We start from the raw sequence: 16165 nt of genomic DNA on the forward strand, positions 1-16165 counted from the left end.
TGCCGGGATTTGGTTAACAAATTAGGTGTTTTTTTACATTGCTCGCGAAAACACCTTTTTTAGCACTGCATTTGGATAAAAAATTACAAGATGGCAAACATTTTGCCGACGTTACTCAAGGCCCAAGCCTTAAGGCGAGTTTGGCTTCTCTGGTTCGACGGGAGTTGCCGCTGGCGGTGTTACCTCTGTCTGAGGTGGAGCAAGCCAGAGCGCAACCGGACTAGTCGAATAGAGGCCATCTTCTAACGCATTGATCAAATTCTGGGCGTATTCATCTAATCTTGTCGCCAGCGTTTTGTTGCCACCGATTAAGGCTAGCATCTTATCTTCAGAATACTTCTGCTGCGTAAGTAGTAAATTGGCTTTTGTCAGCATGTAAGTTTTTTCTAGCGCTTGGGTTTGGCGATAGGCTGCAGCGAGCCCAAGCAACCAATTTGGATCAAAGTCAGCGTATTGGATCTCTGCAAACACAGTAAGGTAGAGTTGTTGCGCTTTGATGGCATTACGGTTGCTGTAGTAGGTGGCTATTTGCGCTAAAAGAAATGGCTCAGTGACTTCGCCAGCATTTTCTTGTGCCAAGAGTCGGTTTAATGCATCCGTGTCACCAAAACGTGTCCATTGATAATAAGACATAAACGGGTCTTGGCGCTCGCGGGTTTCATCCTGCAACTGACTCAAATTTTGTGTACTTAGTCGAAAGGCTCTGGCTCTATCAGCTGTGCGGCTTGTATGGATAATATGCTGAACACCCGAGGCCAATTCAATACATCGACTATAGTCCTCGAGGTAAGTTAACTGTTGATAGAGTTGCTTGCCTGTTGGATTTTTATTGTCCTTTAGGTCGTATCGACTTTGGATCAACTTTGTTTTTTCGGCTAAACACCAGCCATCCTTATGCAAATCGGCACAAATTTCAGGATTATTTTTACAAATCGTTTCGATATTTCGGCCATTATCACAACCGAAAAGGCTTATCGCGAGGGTAAATGATGTAATTATTACTAGATTTTGTCTCAAAATACGCTCCAAAATGCAATTTTCTCTAATAAAATTACAGATTTACAGAAAATATCTTACTAGCAAGCTGGGTCAGTTTTCATTACAATGGCGCCGACCAAAACAGAGGGTTTTCCCTAAAACCTACATAAGATTATTGGTCTTTTCGTCATGTTACTCAAACCTTTCAATATATTTTATTGAAAAGTGAGATAAAGGATCTGTAAATGAGCGCTGATAAACACCTACAAAGTTGGCAAGAACGTTTTGAAATGGCAGAGGCAATGCAACCTTTGCTGGGCAAGTTATACCGTAACCAAGGCGTCGAAGTTGTGGTTTATGGTAAGCCATTACTCAATGCTTCTACTATTGAGATTATTAAAGCGCACCGTTTAGTTCGTCGTCATGTCGGCGAGAAATTACGTTTACGCGAGAGTTTCCCGTTTGTTCAAGCCTTAAGCAGACTCGCTGTTAAACAATGTAAAGTGGATATTGGTAAGCTTGCTGTCAAATACTGGGCTGAACATACCGATACCAACGAAATTGAAAGCTATATGGCACGCGAATTAGCGGCTGCGATTGATCATGCTGATGATATCGCTCCGCGTGATGTGGTGTTGTATGGTTTTGGTCGTATTGGTCGCTTATTAGCGCGCTTACTGATCGAACGTACTGGCCGCAGCAACAAGTTAAGACTGCGTGCTATCGTATTACGTGGTGGTAAGAAGGGCGATTTAGAAAAACGCGCAAGCTTACTGCGTCGTGACTCTGTTCATGGTCCATTTAACGGTTCTGTTGAAGTGGATGAAGAGAACAATGCCATCATCGCGAATGGTACTTATATCCAAGTGATTTACGCAAACTCACCAGATGAAGTGGATTACACTAAATACGGTATTACAGATGCCTTAGTGGTAGACAACACGGGTATTTGGAAAGACGAAGCAGGCCTAGGCTTACACTTGAAGAGCCCTGGTGCAAGCAAAGTGTTACTGACAGCACCTGCAAAAGGCGCCATCAAGAACATCGTTTACGGTGTGAACGAAGGCGATATTACGCCAGAAGACATCATTGTGTCTGCAGCGAGCTGCACCACTAACGCCATTACACCAGTACTGAAAGCGGTAAATGATAAGTACGGTATCGAGAATGGTCACGTTGAGACGATTCACTCATATACAAACGATCAAAACCTGATCGACAACTACCACAGTGCTGACCGTCGTGGTCGCAGTGCACCATTAAACATGGTGATCACTGAAACGGGTGCAGCTAAAGCCGTAGCTAAAGCTCTGCCAGTATTAGCGGGTAAACTGACAGGTAACGCGATTCGTGTGCCAACGCCAAACGTGTCTATGGCAATCATCAGCATGAACTTAAATGCTGAGACCAACAAAGACGAATTGAACGAATACTTAAAAGACACGGCGCTGCAATCACCCTTGCAGAACCAAATCGACTACACAGACTCAACTGAAATCGTATCAAGCGACTTAGTGGGTTCTCGCTATGCGGGCGTGGTTGATTCTCAAGCGACCATCGCCGAAGGTAAACGCGCCATTCTGTACGTATGGTATGACAACGAATTTGGTTACAGCTGCCAAGTAGTCGGTGTGATGCAAACGATGTTAGGCTTAACAACGCTGTCTCTGCCTGCTTAATTGCGACAGACAGAAGTACAACAGAGAAAGCGCCTGAGAGGGCGCTTTTTTTATACTTCAATTATGTTGAATAACAATTTATCTGGACATTGTTATTGAGCAAATCCGTGAATTGTTGATTCTATCGGCAAGTTTATATCGCTATGGCTGAATATTGGGCAAACAGTGTGGTTAAGCGCAATATTTCAAATTTGTTGATTGACTCTGAAGGTTAAATCGGTAGAATGCCAATCCGCAGTCAGGGGAAAGCGTAGTAACGTTACTCTATGACATCGATGCGACATTAGCTCAGTTGGTAGAGCGATACCTTGCCAAGGTATAGGTCATCGGTTCGAACCCGATATGTCGCTCCAACTCTTTACGAGTTTGGAAATTTGGCGCGATGGCAGAATGGCTATGCTGCGGATTGCAAATCCGTCGATCTCGGTTCGACTCCGGGTCGCGCCTCCATAGATTAAAGTATTAATGATACGATTACTGTCGTTAATATAAAGAGTTTGCCCGAGTGGTGGAATCGGTAGACACAAGGGATTTAAAATCCCTCGCTGGTAACAGCGTGCCAGTTCAAGTCTGGCCTCGGGTACCATAACATAAAAAAGGCCTAACATTTGTTAGGCTTTTTTTATTGGCAATAATTTCAAGTTCATAACTTTAAAGCCACTCTTGAAGCGATAGTGATCTGCCTCTAAAAAATCATATTTTTCAAAAAATTCAGCTTTCACATAAATGATCTCTCATTTAGTTGTTATTTATTTTAATCAATCCATAATAGCCAAACTATTTCCTTAAGAAGCGGTAATAGGCGCTATTCCCTCTCTTAAGACAGTGGTATAAATAAGCCGAATTTTCCCCCTACACGTGAACATTTAGGATAAGTAGTCATGATTTTCTCTCAGGTAGTACTCGCACCCGCCGATCCCATCCTTGGTTTAACCGATACATTTAAGGCCGATCCGCGCCAAGATAAAGTCAACCTTGGTGTTGGCATTTATAAGGATGAAGCAGGGCAGACTCCAGTATTACAATCAGTTAAGAAAGCTGAAGCCCTATTGCTTGAGCAAGAGAAAACTAAAAACTATTTAGGGATAGAAGGGGTTCAAACCTATAATCGCGTAGTACAAGAGCTGCTATTTGGTGAAGGTAGTGATCTCGTGACTTCTGGCCGAGCAGCAACTGCTCAAGCGCCTGGTGGTACAGGTGCACTGCGTATTGCTGCCGAGTTCTTATTGCGTAATACGCCATCGCGCACTGTGTGGGTAAGTAATCCAACTTGGGCAAACCATCAAAATATTTTTGAAACTGCGGGTTTGACGGTTAAAGAATACGGTTACTACAACGCCAGTGCCCACGATATTGATTTTGATGGCATGATGACAGATCTCGCCAATGCACTGGCGGGCGACATTATTCTACTGCACGGTTGCTGTCATAACCCAACGGGTATTGATTTAACGTTAACCCAATGGGAATTAGTCGCTAATCTTTGTGCGGACAAGCAATTAGTTCCATTATTCGACTTTGCATACCAAGGTTTTGGTGCTGGTATTGAAGAAGATGCTGCTGGTTTACGCTTAGTTGCGTCAAAAGTACCAGAACTATTAGTGGCAAACTCATTTTCTAAAAACTTTGGTTTGTATAATGAACGTATCGGCGCGGTGACTGTGGTTGCACAAAATGCCGATGAAGCGGTGCGTGCATTTAGCCAAGTGAAACGTACTATTCGTGCAAATTACTCAAATCCACCAGCCCATGGCGCGTTAATTGTGAGTACGATTCTGAGTGATGCATCATTGAAAGCCCTTTGGGTACAAGAGCTGACCGAAATGCGTGAACGTATTGCCGAGATGCGTACGCTATTTGTACAAAGCTTAAAAGATGAAGGTGTGACACAGGACTTTAGCTTTATTTCCCGTCAAAACGGTATGTTTAGCTTCTCCGGCTTAAATAAAGCACAGGTTGCCCGTTTGAAAGACGAGTTCGGCATTTATATCGTCGGCTCGGGTCGCATTAGTGTGGCGGGTATGACCAAAACTAATATGCCTGTGATCTGTAAGGCGATTGCTCAAATCCTCTAACTTAAAAGAGGCTTACGAAAAAGGACAGCTTAGGCTGTCCTTTTACTTTTATGCGGTCGATAAACTTAAGTTTTATGGTTTATCAGTATAGAGAACAATTACGAAGCTAATGTTTCTAAAGGTAATTCTGACTTTATCCGCAGTATGGCGTTAAGCGCATCACGCAGACTCGCCTGATCATGCAATTGCGGATTATGACGATTTTTTAAGGGAAAATAATTAACTAGGGTGCCTAAACGCACTTGTTCCGAATGTCGCAGCACTTTAGTGATCACGGGTTTACCAATTACTTGATGGCACCAGGCTATGCGCTGCTCAATACTAAACTGGCCTGCTGGCGAAGTTTCTTCATTCAGATTATCGATAAAGACTACGGGTGCCGTTGTCATTGCTAATGCTTTAGCAAAGCAGGGTAATAAGAGAGGTGGCATCACACTTGTAAGAAAACTGCCAGGTCCCAAGATAATCAGATCCGCGCGGCAAATGGCTTCACAGGCTTCGGCTGTCGCATCAACTTGTGGCTCAAGGCATAGTGCAATGGGAGCTTCATTCATCTTGTCGACATTCACTTCACCAAACACTTTTGAGCCGGACGCTCGTAATGCCACCAAATGGGTTGGTTGCTCCGACATTGGAATGATATTGGTCTCAATTTTAAGCATATGCCGAATAAGATTGACGGCTTCGAGGGGCCTAACGCACAACTTATCTAAGGCGAGCAACATCAAATTACCTAGATTATGACCACTGAGTTCAGTTTCGCCTTGAAAGCGATACTCAAATAATTGTGAGCCGACAGAAGGACGATGAGCAAGTTGGGACAAACAATTGCGCAAATCACCCCAAGCAATGCAGTCCTGCTCGGCTCTTAATCGACCTGTAGAACCACCATTATCCGTCGTAGCAACAATACCTGTGAGACGATTGCCTAGAAAATCGAGTGATGAAAGTACACGTCCAAGACCGTGGCCGCCACCGATAGCCACTACATGATTGAATTGGTTTAAGATTTGCTGCATGAGGCTTCCTTCCTGAATACCCGTAAAATCCTATCCTGTTATCAACTCGGATAAACTCAGTTTGTTACTGCCGAGGCTAACGGAACCTTAGTATAAAAGCTCAGTCAAAAGCATGCACTAAAAATTCTCACGCATTCTAATACTTAAGCGCCGGATCGCATTTTAGATATGTGTGAATGCAGGATTGGGAAGAATTGTTGTTTTTGCATCCAAATTTCGTGAATTTCAAGATATGACATATAATCTGGCGCTTATTTTGCCACTAGTAACTCAACATCGAAGGTGACTTATTGAAAACTGGTAGAATTGGTTCGTTTACACTCGCGTTAGCCCTAGTGATCTCGGCGATTTTTTCGTTGAGATTGTGGCTCATTCCTACAACGAATGAGCCTGAATCTATTGTTAACCAATTGGAAAACGCCGTTGAGCCTGTTACGCAAGTTCCTGACTTTTCTGCTATCAGTGATGTAGCAGAAAAAAAACGTGCCTTTTTTAACTTTTTGAGGCCGATTGTTCAACAACAAAACGCCATTATTGCCACTGAACGTGAATTTATCATTGATATGTTGGCAGTAATAGATAATGGCAATACGTTGTCCGAATCACAGTTAGCGCAGCTCAATCAATTATTTGATAAATATCAATATGCTGCCCGCAGTGTCGATACTAAATCCCTTAACAGCCTACTCAAACGGGTTGATATTATTCCTGAATCGATGGTGCTGATCCAAGCGGCTAATGAATCTGGGTGGGGCAGTTCTCGTTTTGCTCGTGAAGGTTTTAATTTCTTTGGTGAATGGTGTTTTAGTCATGGCTGCGGCATTGTGCCTTCTTCGCGAGGCTCAGGTAAAATACACGAAGTAGAAATATTTCCATCGGTAGACGCTTCAGTTTCCTCCTATATGCGTAATTTAAACTCGAACACAGCATATGCCTTGTTTCGCTCAATTCGAGCCGATTTACGTGCTCAGGAGGCTGAATTGAGTGCCGACCAACTTATCTATGGATTAGTGAATTATTCTGAAAGGCAAGAAGCTTATATCGATGAGTTACTCGATATGTTACGTCATAATGAAAAATATTTGGTGAAGGCGGATGTATAAAAAATGGTTGTTAGTGGGAGTTTGCTTGTGTGCATCAAATGTGCAGGCAGAAACAATTTCCCTTGAATATAAAGGGTTTTATGACAGATTAAAGCAAGTCAATAAGGGTAGTTATCAGTTAGTTGAAGTGGCCTTTAGTGTACCAATGCTGCCTAACTGCCATATTCAGAGTGGTACCATTTCGAGTGAATTAAATTCAACGCCACTCACTTATACATCTGCGCAACGTTTGTTTATTCCCTTTGATGATGCACTGAAAGATCAGCGGGCATTAGTAAATCTAGAGTTTGAGGGTAAGGCTGAAGGCTGTGGAATTGCGATGCAAGTGCGCTCGAAGCAAACACAAGTTCAATATGATCAAGAACGCTTACAGCAAATTGCTAGTGAAATGGATGACTTACTAGGGGCTATGCAGGGCTTCCCGATGCGTTACTTTAAGGATCCTATTGCAGGATTAAATTTTGAATTTGCTCAAGATCAAACTGTTACTGTGACGCTTGATGGGCGTGAACAACAGGTGAATACCAGCTTTAAGCTGAGCGTTGAGCAGATCAATAGTTTGACATCATTGCAATTTAGCCATGTGCCGACCGTATTAAGTCCTTGGGTTAAGTAACAATAGATTAGCTATAAAAAAGCCCACGTCAGTGGGCTTTTTTATGCTTGTCGCATTTACGCTTCGTACACGTTGACGATATTGATGCGTTTTGCCGCATCTAAATCGATATGGCCGTTGTTAGCAATATCGAGAAAATCAAAGGCGGGCAGTTCGGCTTCGGCCACATCCCCCTTCATCGGCGCGTTGGGATCGCGTTTCAACGATACAAAGTCAAATTGGTCACGGTCAACACCCTGTGAAGGTGCAGTATTTTGCATAGCAGTGAAAATGGTTTCAATACGGCCAGGATATAGTCTATCCCACTGATTGAGCATGTCTTTCACCGCTTGACGCTTGAGGTTTTCCTGAGAGCCACAGAGATTACAAGGAATAATGGGGAATTTTTTAAGCTGTGCGTATTCTTCCAAATCCTTTTCACGACAGTACGCAAGTGGGCGAATAACCACGTTTGCGCCATCGTCTGAGAGCAACTTAGGTGGCATGGCTTTCATCTTGCCGCCATAAAACATATTGAGGAATAGCGTTTCAATAATATCGTCTCTGTGATGACCGAGAGCTATCTTGGTTGCGCCAATTCGTTGCGCAAAACCATAGAGAGTGCCACGACGCAGGCGAGAGCACAGTGAGCAAGTGGTTTTGCCTTCAGGAATTTTCTCCTTCACAATCGAGTAAGTGTCTTTTTCAAGAATGTGATAGGGAATATTAAGGCTATCTAGATAGGCAGGCAGTATATCTTCAGGGAAACCTGGCTGCTTTTGATCTAAATTAACGGCAATAATTTCGAACTGTACAGGCGCGCGCTGTTGTAGATTGAGCAGAATATCCAGCATAGCATAGCTGTCTTTACCGCCACTTAGGCAGCACATGACTCGGTCACCATCTTCAATCATGTTGTAGTCGGCGATAGCACTACCCACTTCACGACGAAGACGCTTCTGTAATTTATTCAGACGGGTAATTTGTTTTTTTGATAATTCTTCAGGCATTTGACTCGCCGTAACTTCAGACATAGCTTCCAACATAAAAAAAGCGCCCAGTAACTCAGTTTCAGGGCGCGTATTATTCCAGCTATCGACGGCGGGGTAAAGAGCGGCGTGCGTTACGCCTCTTCAAGCGGTGATTTATAACCATCAGGTTTGATAGCTAATAAATCACAATTGATACTATCGATAACATGTTCTGCTGTGTTGCCAATGAGTGCTGCTGAAAAGCCTGTACGACCGACTGTACCTAAAATAACTAATTCAGCATCGAGCTGCTCAGCAAGCTCTGGGATCACATCCTCTGGCAATCCTTCCCTCACATGGCAATGGAGTGTATCGATACCATAGGCATTAGCCAGGTATTGCACTCTTTGTTCGTGTTGTAGGCGAATGGTGTCGTTGTAGGTTTGTGCATCAAAATCGGGGAGTTCAATGGCAAGATTTACCGGTGTGCCTGGATAGCCATTGACTAAGTGAACTTCGGCGGCAAATTTTGCGGCTAAATCCTTCGCATGTTCAATAATTTTGCCATTAAGCATTTGATGATCGGTATCCTCAGTTGCCACATTTACCGCACAGAGAATTTTACCGGTTTCAGGCCAATCATGATCTTTGACCATTAATACAGGAACAGGGGCTTTACGCATTAAATGCCAATCCGTCGGAGTAAAGATCACCGCTTTTAATTTATCATGAGCATGGGTGCCTTTAACAATCAGATCATATTGCCCTGAAATGGCATGGTTAATAATGCTTTCAAAGGGGCGGTTGTGCCAAATAACTTGCGTATCAATATTAAGTTGTAGGTGGTTATAGGCTGACAGCAGATCTTGTATCCAAGCTAAACGTTGATCAATCACGCCTTGGCGCATGGCTTCGCGCTCTTGGCTCGATAGAATCGATGTCATTTCATAGGAGAAGTCAAAAATCGAAAGAAACACAGTCACATGGGCGTTACTTTTACTGGCTAAGGTAACCGCTCGAGCGAGTGCCACTTGATGTTCTGTCGTAGGATCGACAACGACCAGTATTTTTTGATAATCCTTCATAACTTGTTCCTTTAGTCATAGGCTCATATTCATCATGAGCCTTTGGCAATTATCTGTATTGTTCTAGATCAAAACTCTTTTGAAAACCAGTGCCTAGCGCCAAAAACGCATGATTAATGATGAAGCTTATCTGGCAATTCTGGCATTACCCGCTAGAAGATTAAGTTCATTATAATCAACGATAATGATGTACTTTCCTTTTACTTCGATTAACCCAGATTTTTGGAAGCGGCCTAACAAGCGACTGATGGTTTCAACGGTAAGGCCTAAGTAATTACCAATATCCCCACGTGTCATGGTCAAGCGAAATTCTTTGGCAGAAAAACCTCGATTACCAAAGCGGTTAGCGAGATTACTGATAAATGCAGCGAGGCGTTCTTCTGCATTTTTCTTACTGAGCAGCAAAATCATTTCTTGATCGCTCATGATTTCATTACTCATTAAGCGCATGATTTGTTGGCGTAATTTAGGCATTGTGCCTGAAAGTTCATCGAGAATATTGAAGGGTATTTCACACACCATGGAGGTTTCTAAGGCTTGTGCAAAACTTTGATGAGATTGTGCATGAATACCATCAAAACCAATGACATCTCCCGCTAAATGAAAGCCAGTGATCTGTTCATCGCCTTGTTCGGTGATAGTGTAACTTTTTATGGTGCCTGAGCGGATCGCAAAGAGTGATTTTAAAGGATCACCCGATTTAAAAATCTGTTCGCCTTTTTGAATAGGTTTCTTACGCTCAATAATGTCATCGAGTTGATCGAGTTCATTTGCATTGAGGGTGAATGGGATACAAAGGGTTCCCATACTGCAATCGTGACAATGAATTGCGCACCCACTGGCGGCGGGACGACGGTTTTTATTCTGCTCTATTGTCATGTCGGTTCTCAAGTTAATCCACTGCAGCCATGTTAAACCAATTCATTCGCTTGGGCTAGTTTAGCTGCGACAGGGCGATATATAAAGTTTGTGCACCAAAGGCAATTAAAAGTAAGCCACTCAATAATCTAACGGTTTTTTGCTGCACCCAATTGGCTAAGCGTTTGGCCGCCAATCCTGCACTGAGTAGTGCAGGGAGTGTACCCAAACCAAATGCCAGCATAATCAAGGCGCCTTGACTGGCAGATCCTGCCGCTACAGACCAAGTTAAGGTGCTATATACCAGTCCGCAGGGCAGCCATCCCCATATCAATCCCGCGGTGATAGCTTGCATTGGCGTAGTGATTGGCACCAGACGTTGTGCTATGGGTTTCAAATAACGCCACAATACCTGACCAAGGCGTTCAATTTGTACTATTCCGAGCCAAATTTTTGCAATGTAAAGCCCGGTTGCAATCATCATGACGCCGGCGATGATCCGGAGAATTAATAGGTAGCTATCTAGCTCAAATAAGTGCCCAAGCATGGCAGATGAACCGCCGACTAAAGCGCCCGCGAGGGTATAACTGACAATCCGGCCAAGGTTATAACTTAATAAGTAAGTGAGTTGATGGGCTAAGTGGTTTCCTTGCTTAGGATTAGCAAGCTGAGAGGAAAAGGCGCCAACAAGGCCACCGCACATGCCAAAGCAGTGAGCGGCTCCCATTAGACCAACGAGAAACGCACCCATTACATTGTATTCAATCACAGTGCCAGTCACTGAGGCATGCCTTTGTCTTGAGATTCCTGTTGCTTGATGCTCGCAGGATTAGGTTTGTCGGCATCTTCATCGAATAGAATTGAGACACTTTGGCGGTCTAAATCATCGAATTGTTCGGATTTTACCGCCCAAAAGAACACGGCTACAGCGATCAACACAAAGATCATCGCAATAGGGATAAGTACATAAATGATGCTCATTAGCTAAGCCTATTTTATTGTTATATTTTAATTCGTAATAATCTCAAACTGTTACCCACAACAATCAGTGAGCTTGTCGACATGCCGATAGCGGCAATATAAGGTGCAACATGGCCGGTTACCGCTAAAGGTAAAATGAGCGCGTTGTAACCTAATGCCCAAGCGAGATTTTGGCGAATAATTTGTGTGGTCAGTTTAGCAACCCTCACCGCTTGGGTGAAGCGGGAGAGGTGATCGCCAAGCAAAATAAGATCGGCACTGTTTTTGGCAATTGCACTACCGCTGCCCATGGCCACGGATAAATCGGCGCCAGCGAGTACAGGAGCGTCATTTATGCCATCACCGAACATCACCACAGGATTGGATTGCTGTAACTTATTCACTAGCGAGAGTTTATCGGCCGGTGTGAGTCCACTGTGTACATCCGTAATGCCGAGCTCTTTTGCCAATTGATGCACATGCCCAGAGCTATCCCCGCTGGCGATACTGACCTTGCAACCTTGTTGCTTCAGTATGTCGACAGTTTCTTTGCTATCGATACGAATATTGTCTTTGATCTCAATAGTGGCGATAACCTTTAGTTGGGCATCATTGGCACGAGCAAGCCAAATCTGTTGATTGATAAACTCTGAATTGACTATTGCGCCAGTAAAGTGAGCATTCCCAATGCGATATTCAGCGCCATTGATAATGCCTTTAACCCCAAAACCCACTTCATGGTGAACTTGCTCGGCAACAACATCGACTTGGGCAAAGCTGGCAAAGGCCGCAGCGATGGGGTGACGAGAACCTGACTCTAGCGCAGCAGCAATTGCCAACACTTGTTCTTTAGCCACATCACAATGACATTGCACCTTGGCTATCGATAGCGTGCCGCAGGTGAGGGTGCCGGTTTTATCAAATACTACATGCTTGATTTGGGGCAGTTTTTCAAATACACCCGCCTTACGGGTAATGATCCCAAGACGGGTAAAAATCGCGGTCGCGCAGGTCACTGCGGTAGGCGTTGCCAGTGCAAGGGCGCAAGGACAGGTGGCCACTAATACTGACAAGGTCACCCAAAAGGCGTCTTCGGGGGAGATTTGTAGCCACACCAGATAGGTGATTGTCGCTATGGTTAAGATAGTGCCTGAGAAATAACGCGACAGTTTATCGGCCAGCATAGCGACGGCAGGTTTAGTGTTTGAGGCTAATTCCTGCAAGCGAATAATTTCAGCAACCAATTGGTCTTGCCCAAGAGCGGTGACTTTTACCTTAATGGGTTGGTCTAGGTTTATGGTGCCAGCAAATACTTGGCTATCGACGGGCTTTTCAATAGGCATTTGCTCACCGGTGAGCATGGCTTCATTGATGCTGGTGTGGCCGTCAACCACGATTCCATCGGCGGCGACCATTTCACCGGGTTTAATGAGGATAATATCCCCAAGACATAATTTTTTTGCGGGGATTTCTTCTTGCCCCTGCGCCGTGACCAGATGTGCCGTTAACGGCACTAACTTGTGGAGATTACTGGAGCTAACGGAGGCCTTTTGTCTGGCCTTCTGCTCGAAATAACGTCCCAGCAGCAGGAAGAAGGTAAACATGGAAACGGATTCAAAATAGACTTCGCCCGTGCCGTTAACGGTCGCAAAGCAACTGGCGATATAGGCGCCGCCAATGGCGATAGAGACCGATACGTCCATATTGAGTTTGCCACTGAGCAGGGTGCGAATGGCGCTAAAATAGAAGGGCTGCGCCGAATAGAGCACCACGGGCGTGGCGAAAATCATGCTCACCCAGCGGAAATAATCCCGATATTGCACATCTAAATCGGTAAAGTAACCGGTATAGAGGGCGAGGGCGAACATCATCACTTGCATGGTGGCAAAGCCCGCCAAACCTAAACGCAGTAAGAATTTACGGCTATTTTGCTTGGCGGTCAGTTCTTGCTCATCCACTTGATAGGGCGCAGCTTGATAACCGATACGGCTAATTTGCCCCAAAATATCACTGAGTTTAACTTGCTGTTTATCCCAGCTGATCAGCGCCCTTTGGGTGGTGGAGTTGACCATCACTTGGCTTACGCCAGGCAGTTGCTTCACTTTATGTTCAATTAACCAAGCGCAGGCCGCGCAGGTAATGCCATCAATGGACAGCGACACTGAGTCGCTATTCTCCACTGAGTGGACAAAGTCCTGCTGTACCTCGGGCAAGTCATAGGCACTAAACTGATTTAATTCATCAGGCACAAGGGCCGTCTGTTTATTACCTGGCTCAGTTCTAAACTTGTAATAGCTTAATAAGCCTGCATCAACAATGGCTTGGGATACCGCTTGGCAGCCTGGGCAACACATGAGTTCATCGCGATCATTAATGCGAGTGACAAACTGCGTGCCGGTGAGTACAGGTTCATTACAGTGAAAACAACTTGGATGTGTCATAGCAATACTTATTCAACCACCGTCAGTTCAACCACAATTGGACGTTGTCTTTTAATTCGACACGTTGATGAATACGCCATTTACCGTCAAAACCTTCGAGGCGGACTTCCCAAGCACCCGTTAACACATCGGGCAGAGTAATGCGATACACATGATTGGCATCGGCGGTGACAGTGGTCTTAATATCTCTTTCGGCAATCGTTGGGTGGTAAAATTCGACTTTCAACGCAGCTTGATAGGCTGGGCCGCCGTGCTGAGTTAATAGGAGTTCATGGTTATTCTGTTCAAGTTGCCATTGCATGCCAAGCTGCTTGGCATATTTGACTTTACTCAAGTCCATGTTGATGGCTTTGCCTTCTTTGTAATAATCCTCGGCAACCAGAGAGTCAGAGTTTGAGAGGGCAATTTTTAGCGTGGTAAAACTTGCGACGACGGCACATAAAGGAAGAATAATTAAAAACCAAGGCCAAAACTGCTTATACCAGGGTTGTTGTTCGCTCATGTTAAATACCCATTATAAAAATTTGCGCCATTTTACCGTTAAAAGGTGGCTTTAGCACTTTAAAAAAAAGGCCCCGACGTTATCGAGGCCTTAGTGTTACTCATATCTAATTACTTGTTTGACAAGCTATAAACATAAGCTGCGATCACGTGGACTTTCTCTTCACCGAGAACGTCTTTCCATGCTGGCATCACGCCTGCACGGCCGTGTTTGATCGTTTCTTCGATCACACCACGGCTACCGCCATATAACCAAACATCGTCAGTTAAGTTAGGTGCGCCCATGAGCTTGTTGCCTTTTGCGTCCATACCGTGACACGCAAAACAACCTTTCATGAATGAACCTTGACCAAGAGCTGCGAGTTTCTCGTCGTGTTCACGACCAGATAACTTAACCACATACTCGGCTAGACCTGCAATTTCGCTATCGTCGATTGGCAAACCACCTTTTGGTGGCATCATGCCATGACGACCGCTCATGATGGTGGTTTTAATCGTGGCTAAATCGCCACCGTATAACCAATCACTGTCGGTCAGGTTAGGGAAGCCTTTGCTACCACGTGCGTCAGAGCCGTGGCACTGCGCGCAGTTTTGTAGGAACAAACGGCCGCCCACTTTCAACGCTTCTTGGTTTTTCACTAACTCTTCGAGTGGTGTTGCCAAGTAAGCCGCGAAGATTGGGCCATATTTTTCGTTAGCGTGTTTAACTTCTTGGTCGTACTGAACGTACATGCCTTCTTTTGCCGCCAGCTCAATCGCGGCTACAGAATCGGCTTTAATACCTTTCTCTGTACCAATGCTTTGGTTAGAGCTGGTCCAGTTCAGTAGACCTTTGTAGTTACCTAAACCTGGGAACAGGGCTAAGTACACTAGGCCAAACACGATAGTGATATAGAACATATAACTCCACCATTTTGGCAGTGGGTTATTGAGTTCTTCGATACCATCGAAACTGTGACCCATGGATTCGCCTTCTTTGACATCGGTGGTGTTCTTTGAACACACACGTAGCAACAGAAAACATCCTGCGATCACAATTAACGAGAGTACGCTAATCCAAATACTCCAGAAGCTACTCATCACTTATTCTCTCCTGAGTCCTTCGATTCCTTGCTGATTTCCTCATCGGAAAACACAAGATTCGCTGCTTCATCAAAGGATTTTTGACGACGCGAGCTATATGCCCAAGCAAATATACCGACGAAGGTCAGCATCACAATGATGGTTAAAATACCTTGTAATGTGCCGTAATCCATATACTGCCTCCTTATTTGAGTGCGTGACCCAAAGACTGAAGATATGCAATCAAGGCTTCCAGCTCTGTCTTACCTTCAACAGCTTTCTGCGCGCCTGCGATTTCTTCATCGGTGTAAAGATCCTTACCTTTGTAACCGCCTTTGTGCATGTTACGCAGAATAGTCATCTTGTCGCCGGTTAACTTGCCGTCTAACTTGTTTTCGGCAAGCCATGGGAAGGCTGGCATATTCGATTGAGGGACCACAGCACGAGGATCGATTAAGTGAACTTCATGCCATTTATCGCTGTAGCGACCGCCAACACGGGCCAAGTCTGGACCAGTACGCTTAGAACCCCATTGGAATGGGTGATCCCAAACAGACTCACCGGCAACAGAGTAGTGACCGTAACGTTCAGTCTCTGCACGTAAAGGACGGATCATCTGACTGTGACAGTTGTAGCAACCTTCACGTACATAAATGTCACGGCCTTCAAGTTGCAGGGCAGTGTAGGGTTTCAAACCTTCAACAGGCTCAGTGGTATCTTTTTGGAAAATCAGCGGCGTGATTTCAACCAAGCTACCGAAGCTGATAGCGATAACAGTGAATATCGCTAACAAACCGATGTTTTTTTCAACTATCTCATGATTAAATTTCATCGAGTT

16 protein-coding genes and 3 tRNA genes are annotated in these 16165 nt (G+C 44.6%); 7 read left to right on the top strand and 12 right to left on the bottom strand.

Features of this window, described 5'->3' with window-relative positions; genetic code table 11:
• Nucleotides 1–129 precede the first annotated feature (129 nt).
• The gene (locus tag JM642_RS09990) at nucleotides 130–1017 is read right to left on the bottom strand and encodes a DUF2989 domain-containing protein (protein WP_172589592.1); all 888 of its coding nucleotides are present in this window, start codon (nucleotides 1015–1017) and stop codon (nucleotides 130–132) included.
• 206 nt (nucleotides 1018–1223) lie between these two features.
• Between JM642_RS09990 and JM642_RS09995 the strand changes: the two genes are divergently transcribed.
• The 5 genes from JM642_RS09995 (at nucleotide 1224) to JM642_RS10015 (ending at nucleotide 4732) form a co-directional block, all read left to right on the top strand.
• Nucleotides 1224–2657 carry a glyceraldehyde-3-phosphate dehydrogenase gene (locus JM642_RS09995; protein ID WP_023267065.1) on the top strand — a complete coding sequence of 478 codons (1434 nt, stop codon included), beginning with the start codon at nucleotides 1224–1226 and terminating at the stop codon, nucleotides 2655–2657.
• 277 nt (nucleotides 2658–2934) lie between these two features.
• Nucleotides 2935–3010 (top strand) — tRNA-Gly (locus tag JM642_RS10000).
• Between the two features lie 23 nt (nucleotides 3011–3033).
• Nucleotides 3034–3107: transfer RNA gene (locus JM642_RS10005), tRNA-Cys, on the top strand.
• Nucleotides 3108–3156: 49 nt separating this feature from the next.
• Nucleotides 3157–3243 (top strand) — tRNA-Leu (locus tag JM642_RS10010).
• Between the two features lie 295 nt (nucleotides 3244–3538).
• A complete protein-coding gene (locus JM642_RS10015) occupies nucleotides 3539–4732 on the top strand; it encodes an amino acid aminotransferase (protein WP_203433630.1) in 1194 nt (397 codons plus the stop codon).
• 98 nt (nucleotides 4733–4830) lie between these two features.
• Here JM642_RS10015 and JM642_RS10020 read toward each other — a convergent pair whose 3' ends face one another.
• Nucleotides 4831–5751, bottom strand: a complete 921-nt coding sequence (locus tag JM642_RS10020) for a YvcK family protein (protein WP_037418527.1) — start codon at nucleotides 5749–5751, stop codon at nucleotides 4831–4833.
• Nucleotides 5752–6041: 290 nt separating this feature from the next.
• On the opposite strand from JM642_RS10020, the gene JM642_RS10025 reads away from it, so the two are divergent.
• Together JM642_RS10025 and JM642_RS10030 are read left to right on the top strand one after the other, a co-directional pair.
• On the top strand, nucleotides 6042–6854 hold the full coding sequence (locus JM642_RS10025; RefSeq protein WP_047533356.1) for a glucosaminidase domain-containing protein: 813 nt from the start codon (nucleotides 6042–6044) through the stop codon (nucleotides 6852–6854).
• On the top strand, nucleotides 6847–7470 hold the full coding sequence (locus JM642_RS10030; protein ID WP_047533359.1) for a DUF2987 domain-containing protein: 624 nt from the start codon (nucleotides 6847–6849) through the stop codon (nucleotides 7468–7470). Before JM642_RS10025 ends, JM642_RS10030 begins: the two co-directional genes overlap by 8 nt.
• 56 nt (nucleotides 7471–7526) lie before the next feature.
• Here the strand turns inward: JM642_RS10030 and ttcA are convergent, their stop codons facing one another.
• The 10 genes from ttcA to ccoO all read right to left on the bottom strand — a co-directional run bounded on the left by ttcA (nucleotide 7527) and on the right by ccoO (nucleotide 16159).
• Nucleotides 7527–8495, bottom strand: a complete 969-nt coding sequence (ttcA, locus tag JM642_RS10035; protein WP_047536988.1) for a tRNA 2-thiocytidine(32) synthetase TtcA — start codon at nucleotides 8493–8495, stop codon at nucleotides 7527–7529.
• A 77-nt stretch (nucleotides 8496–8572) separates the two neighbouring features.
• Nucleotides 8573–9505 carry a universal stress protein UspE gene (gene uspE, locus JM642_RS10040; RefSeq protein ID WP_047536990.1) on the bottom strand — a complete coding sequence of 311 codons (933 nt, stop codon included), beginning with the start codon at nucleotides 9503–9505 and terminating at the stop codon, nucleotides 8573–8575.
• A 126-nt stretch (nucleotides 9506–9631) separates the two neighbouring features.
• Nucleotides 9632–10384 (bottom strand): electron transport transcriptional regulator EtrA, encoded by a 753-nt coding sequence (gene etrA, locus JM642_RS10045; RefSeq protein WP_037418542.1) that lies wholly within the window; start codon nucleotides 10382–10384, stop codon nucleotides 9632–9634.
• 55 nt (nucleotides 10385–10439) lie between these two features.
• The gene (locus JM642_RS10050) at nucleotides 10440–11132 is read right to left on the bottom strand and encodes a sulfite exporter TauE/SafE family protein (RefSeq protein WP_203433776.1); all 693 of its coding nucleotides are present in this window, start codon (nucleotides 11130–11132) and stop codon (nucleotides 10440–10442) included.
• Nucleotides 11133–11140: 8 nt separating this feature from the next.
• A complete protein-coding gene (ccoS, locus tag JM642_RS10055; RefSeq protein WP_037418545.1) occupies nucleotides 11141–11344 on the bottom strand; it encodes a cbb3-type cytochrome oxidase assembly protein CcoS in 204 nt (67 codons plus the stop codon).
• Nucleotides 11345–11364: 20 nt separating this feature from the next.
• Nucleotides 11365–13764, bottom strand: a complete 2400-nt coding sequence (locus JM642_RS10060) for a heavy metal translocating P-type ATPase metal-binding domain-containing protein (RefSeq protein ID WP_203433632.1) — start codon at nucleotides 13762–13764, stop codon at nucleotides 11365–11367.
• 22 nt (nucleotides 13765–13786) lie between these two features.
• Complete coding sequence (locus JM642_RS10065; protein ID WP_203433634.1) at nucleotides 13787–14266, bottom strand: FixH family protein; 480 nt, start codon at nucleotides 14264–14266, stop codon at nucleotides 13787–13789.
• A 110-nt stretch (nucleotides 14267–14376) separates the two neighbouring features.
• On the bottom strand, nucleotides 14377–15345 hold the full coding sequence (gene ccoP / locus JM642_RS10070; RefSeq protein ID WP_037430481.1) for a cytochrome-c oxidase, cbb3-type subunit III: 969 nt from the start codon (nucleotides 15343–15345) through the stop codon (nucleotides 14377–14379).
• Nucleotides 15345–15521 (bottom strand): CcoQ/FixQ family Cbb3-type cytochrome c oxidase assembly chaperone, encoded by a 177-nt coding sequence (locus JM642_RS10075; RefSeq protein WP_011072349.1) that lies wholly within the window; start codon nucleotides 15519–15521, stop codon nucleotides 15345–15347. The genes ccoP and JM642_RS10075 overlap by 1 nt, the downstream gene beginning before the upstream one ends.
• A gap of 11 nt (nucleotides 15522–15532) precedes the next feature.
• Nucleotides 15533–16159 carry a cytochrome-c oxidase, cbb3-type subunit II gene (ccoO, locus tag JM642_RS10080; protein ID WP_023265294.1) on the bottom strand — a complete coding sequence of 209 codons (627 nt, stop codon included), beginning with the start codon at nucleotides 16157–16159 and terminating at the stop codon, nucleotides 15533–15535.
• Nucleotides 16160–16165: the final 6 nt, after the last annotated feature.

Origin of the sequence: Shewanella sp. LZH-2 (assembly GCF_016859145.1) — a bacterium.
In the GTDB taxonomy this organism is placed as follows: Bacteria; Pseudomonadota; Gammaproteobacteria; order Enterobacterales; family Shewanellaceae; genus Shewanella; species Shewanella xiamenensis.

Excerpts from the sequence above, each read along its gene's own strand:
- ttcA (WP_047536988.1), bottom strand. The coding sequence starts at position 8,495 with ATGTTGGAAGCTATGTCTGAAGTTACGGCGAGTCAAATGCCTGAAGAA.
- ccoO (WP_023265294.1), bottom strand. The coding sequence starts at position 16,159 with ATGAAATTTAATCATGAGATAGTTGAAAAAAACATCGGTTTGTTAGCG.
- JM642_RS09995 (WP_023267065.1), top strand. The coding sequence starts at position 1,224 with ATGAGCGCTGATAAACACCTACAAAGTTGGCAAGAACGTTTTGAAATG.
- uspE (WP_047536990.1), bottom strand. The coding sequence starts at position 9,505 with ATGAAGGATTATCAAAAAATACTGGTCGTTGTCGATCCTACGACAGAA.
- JM642_RS10065 (WP_203433634.1), bottom strand. The coding sequence starts at position 14,266 with ATGAGCGAACAACAACCCTGGTATAAGCAGTTTTGGCCTTGGTTTTTA.
- JM642_RS10020 (WP_037418527.1), bottom strand. The coding sequence starts at position 5,751 with ATGCAGCAAATCTTAAACCAATTCAATCATGTAGTGGCTATCGGTGGC.
- JM642_RS10030 (WP_047533359.1), top strand. The coding sequence starts at position 6,847 with ATGTATAAAAAATGGTTGTTAGTGGGAGTTTGCTTGTGTGCATCAAAT.
- JM642_RS10015 (WP_203433630.1), top strand. The coding sequence starts at position 3,539 with ATGATTTTCTCTCAGGTAGTACTCGCACCCGCCGATCCCATCCTTGGT.
- JM642_RS10060 (WP_203433632.1), bottom strand. The coding sequence starts at position 13,764 with ATGACACATCCAAGTTGTTTTCACTGTAATGAACCTGTACTCACCGGC.
- ccoP (WP_037430481.1), bottom strand. The coding sequence starts at position 15,345 with ATGAGTAGCTTCTGGAGTATTTGGATTAGCGTACTCTCGTTAATTGTG.
- etrA (WP_037418542.1), bottom strand. The coding sequence starts at position 10,384 with ATGACAATAGAGCAGAATAAAAACCGTCGTCCCGCCGCCAGTGGGTGC.
- ccoS (WP_037418545.1), bottom strand. The coding sequence starts at position 11,344 with ATGAGCATCATTTATGTACTTATCCCTATTGCGATGATCTTTGTGTTG.
- JM642_RS10075 (WP_011072349.1), bottom strand. The coding sequence starts at position 15,521 with ATGGATTACGGCACATTACAAGGTATTTTAACCATCATTGTGATGCTG.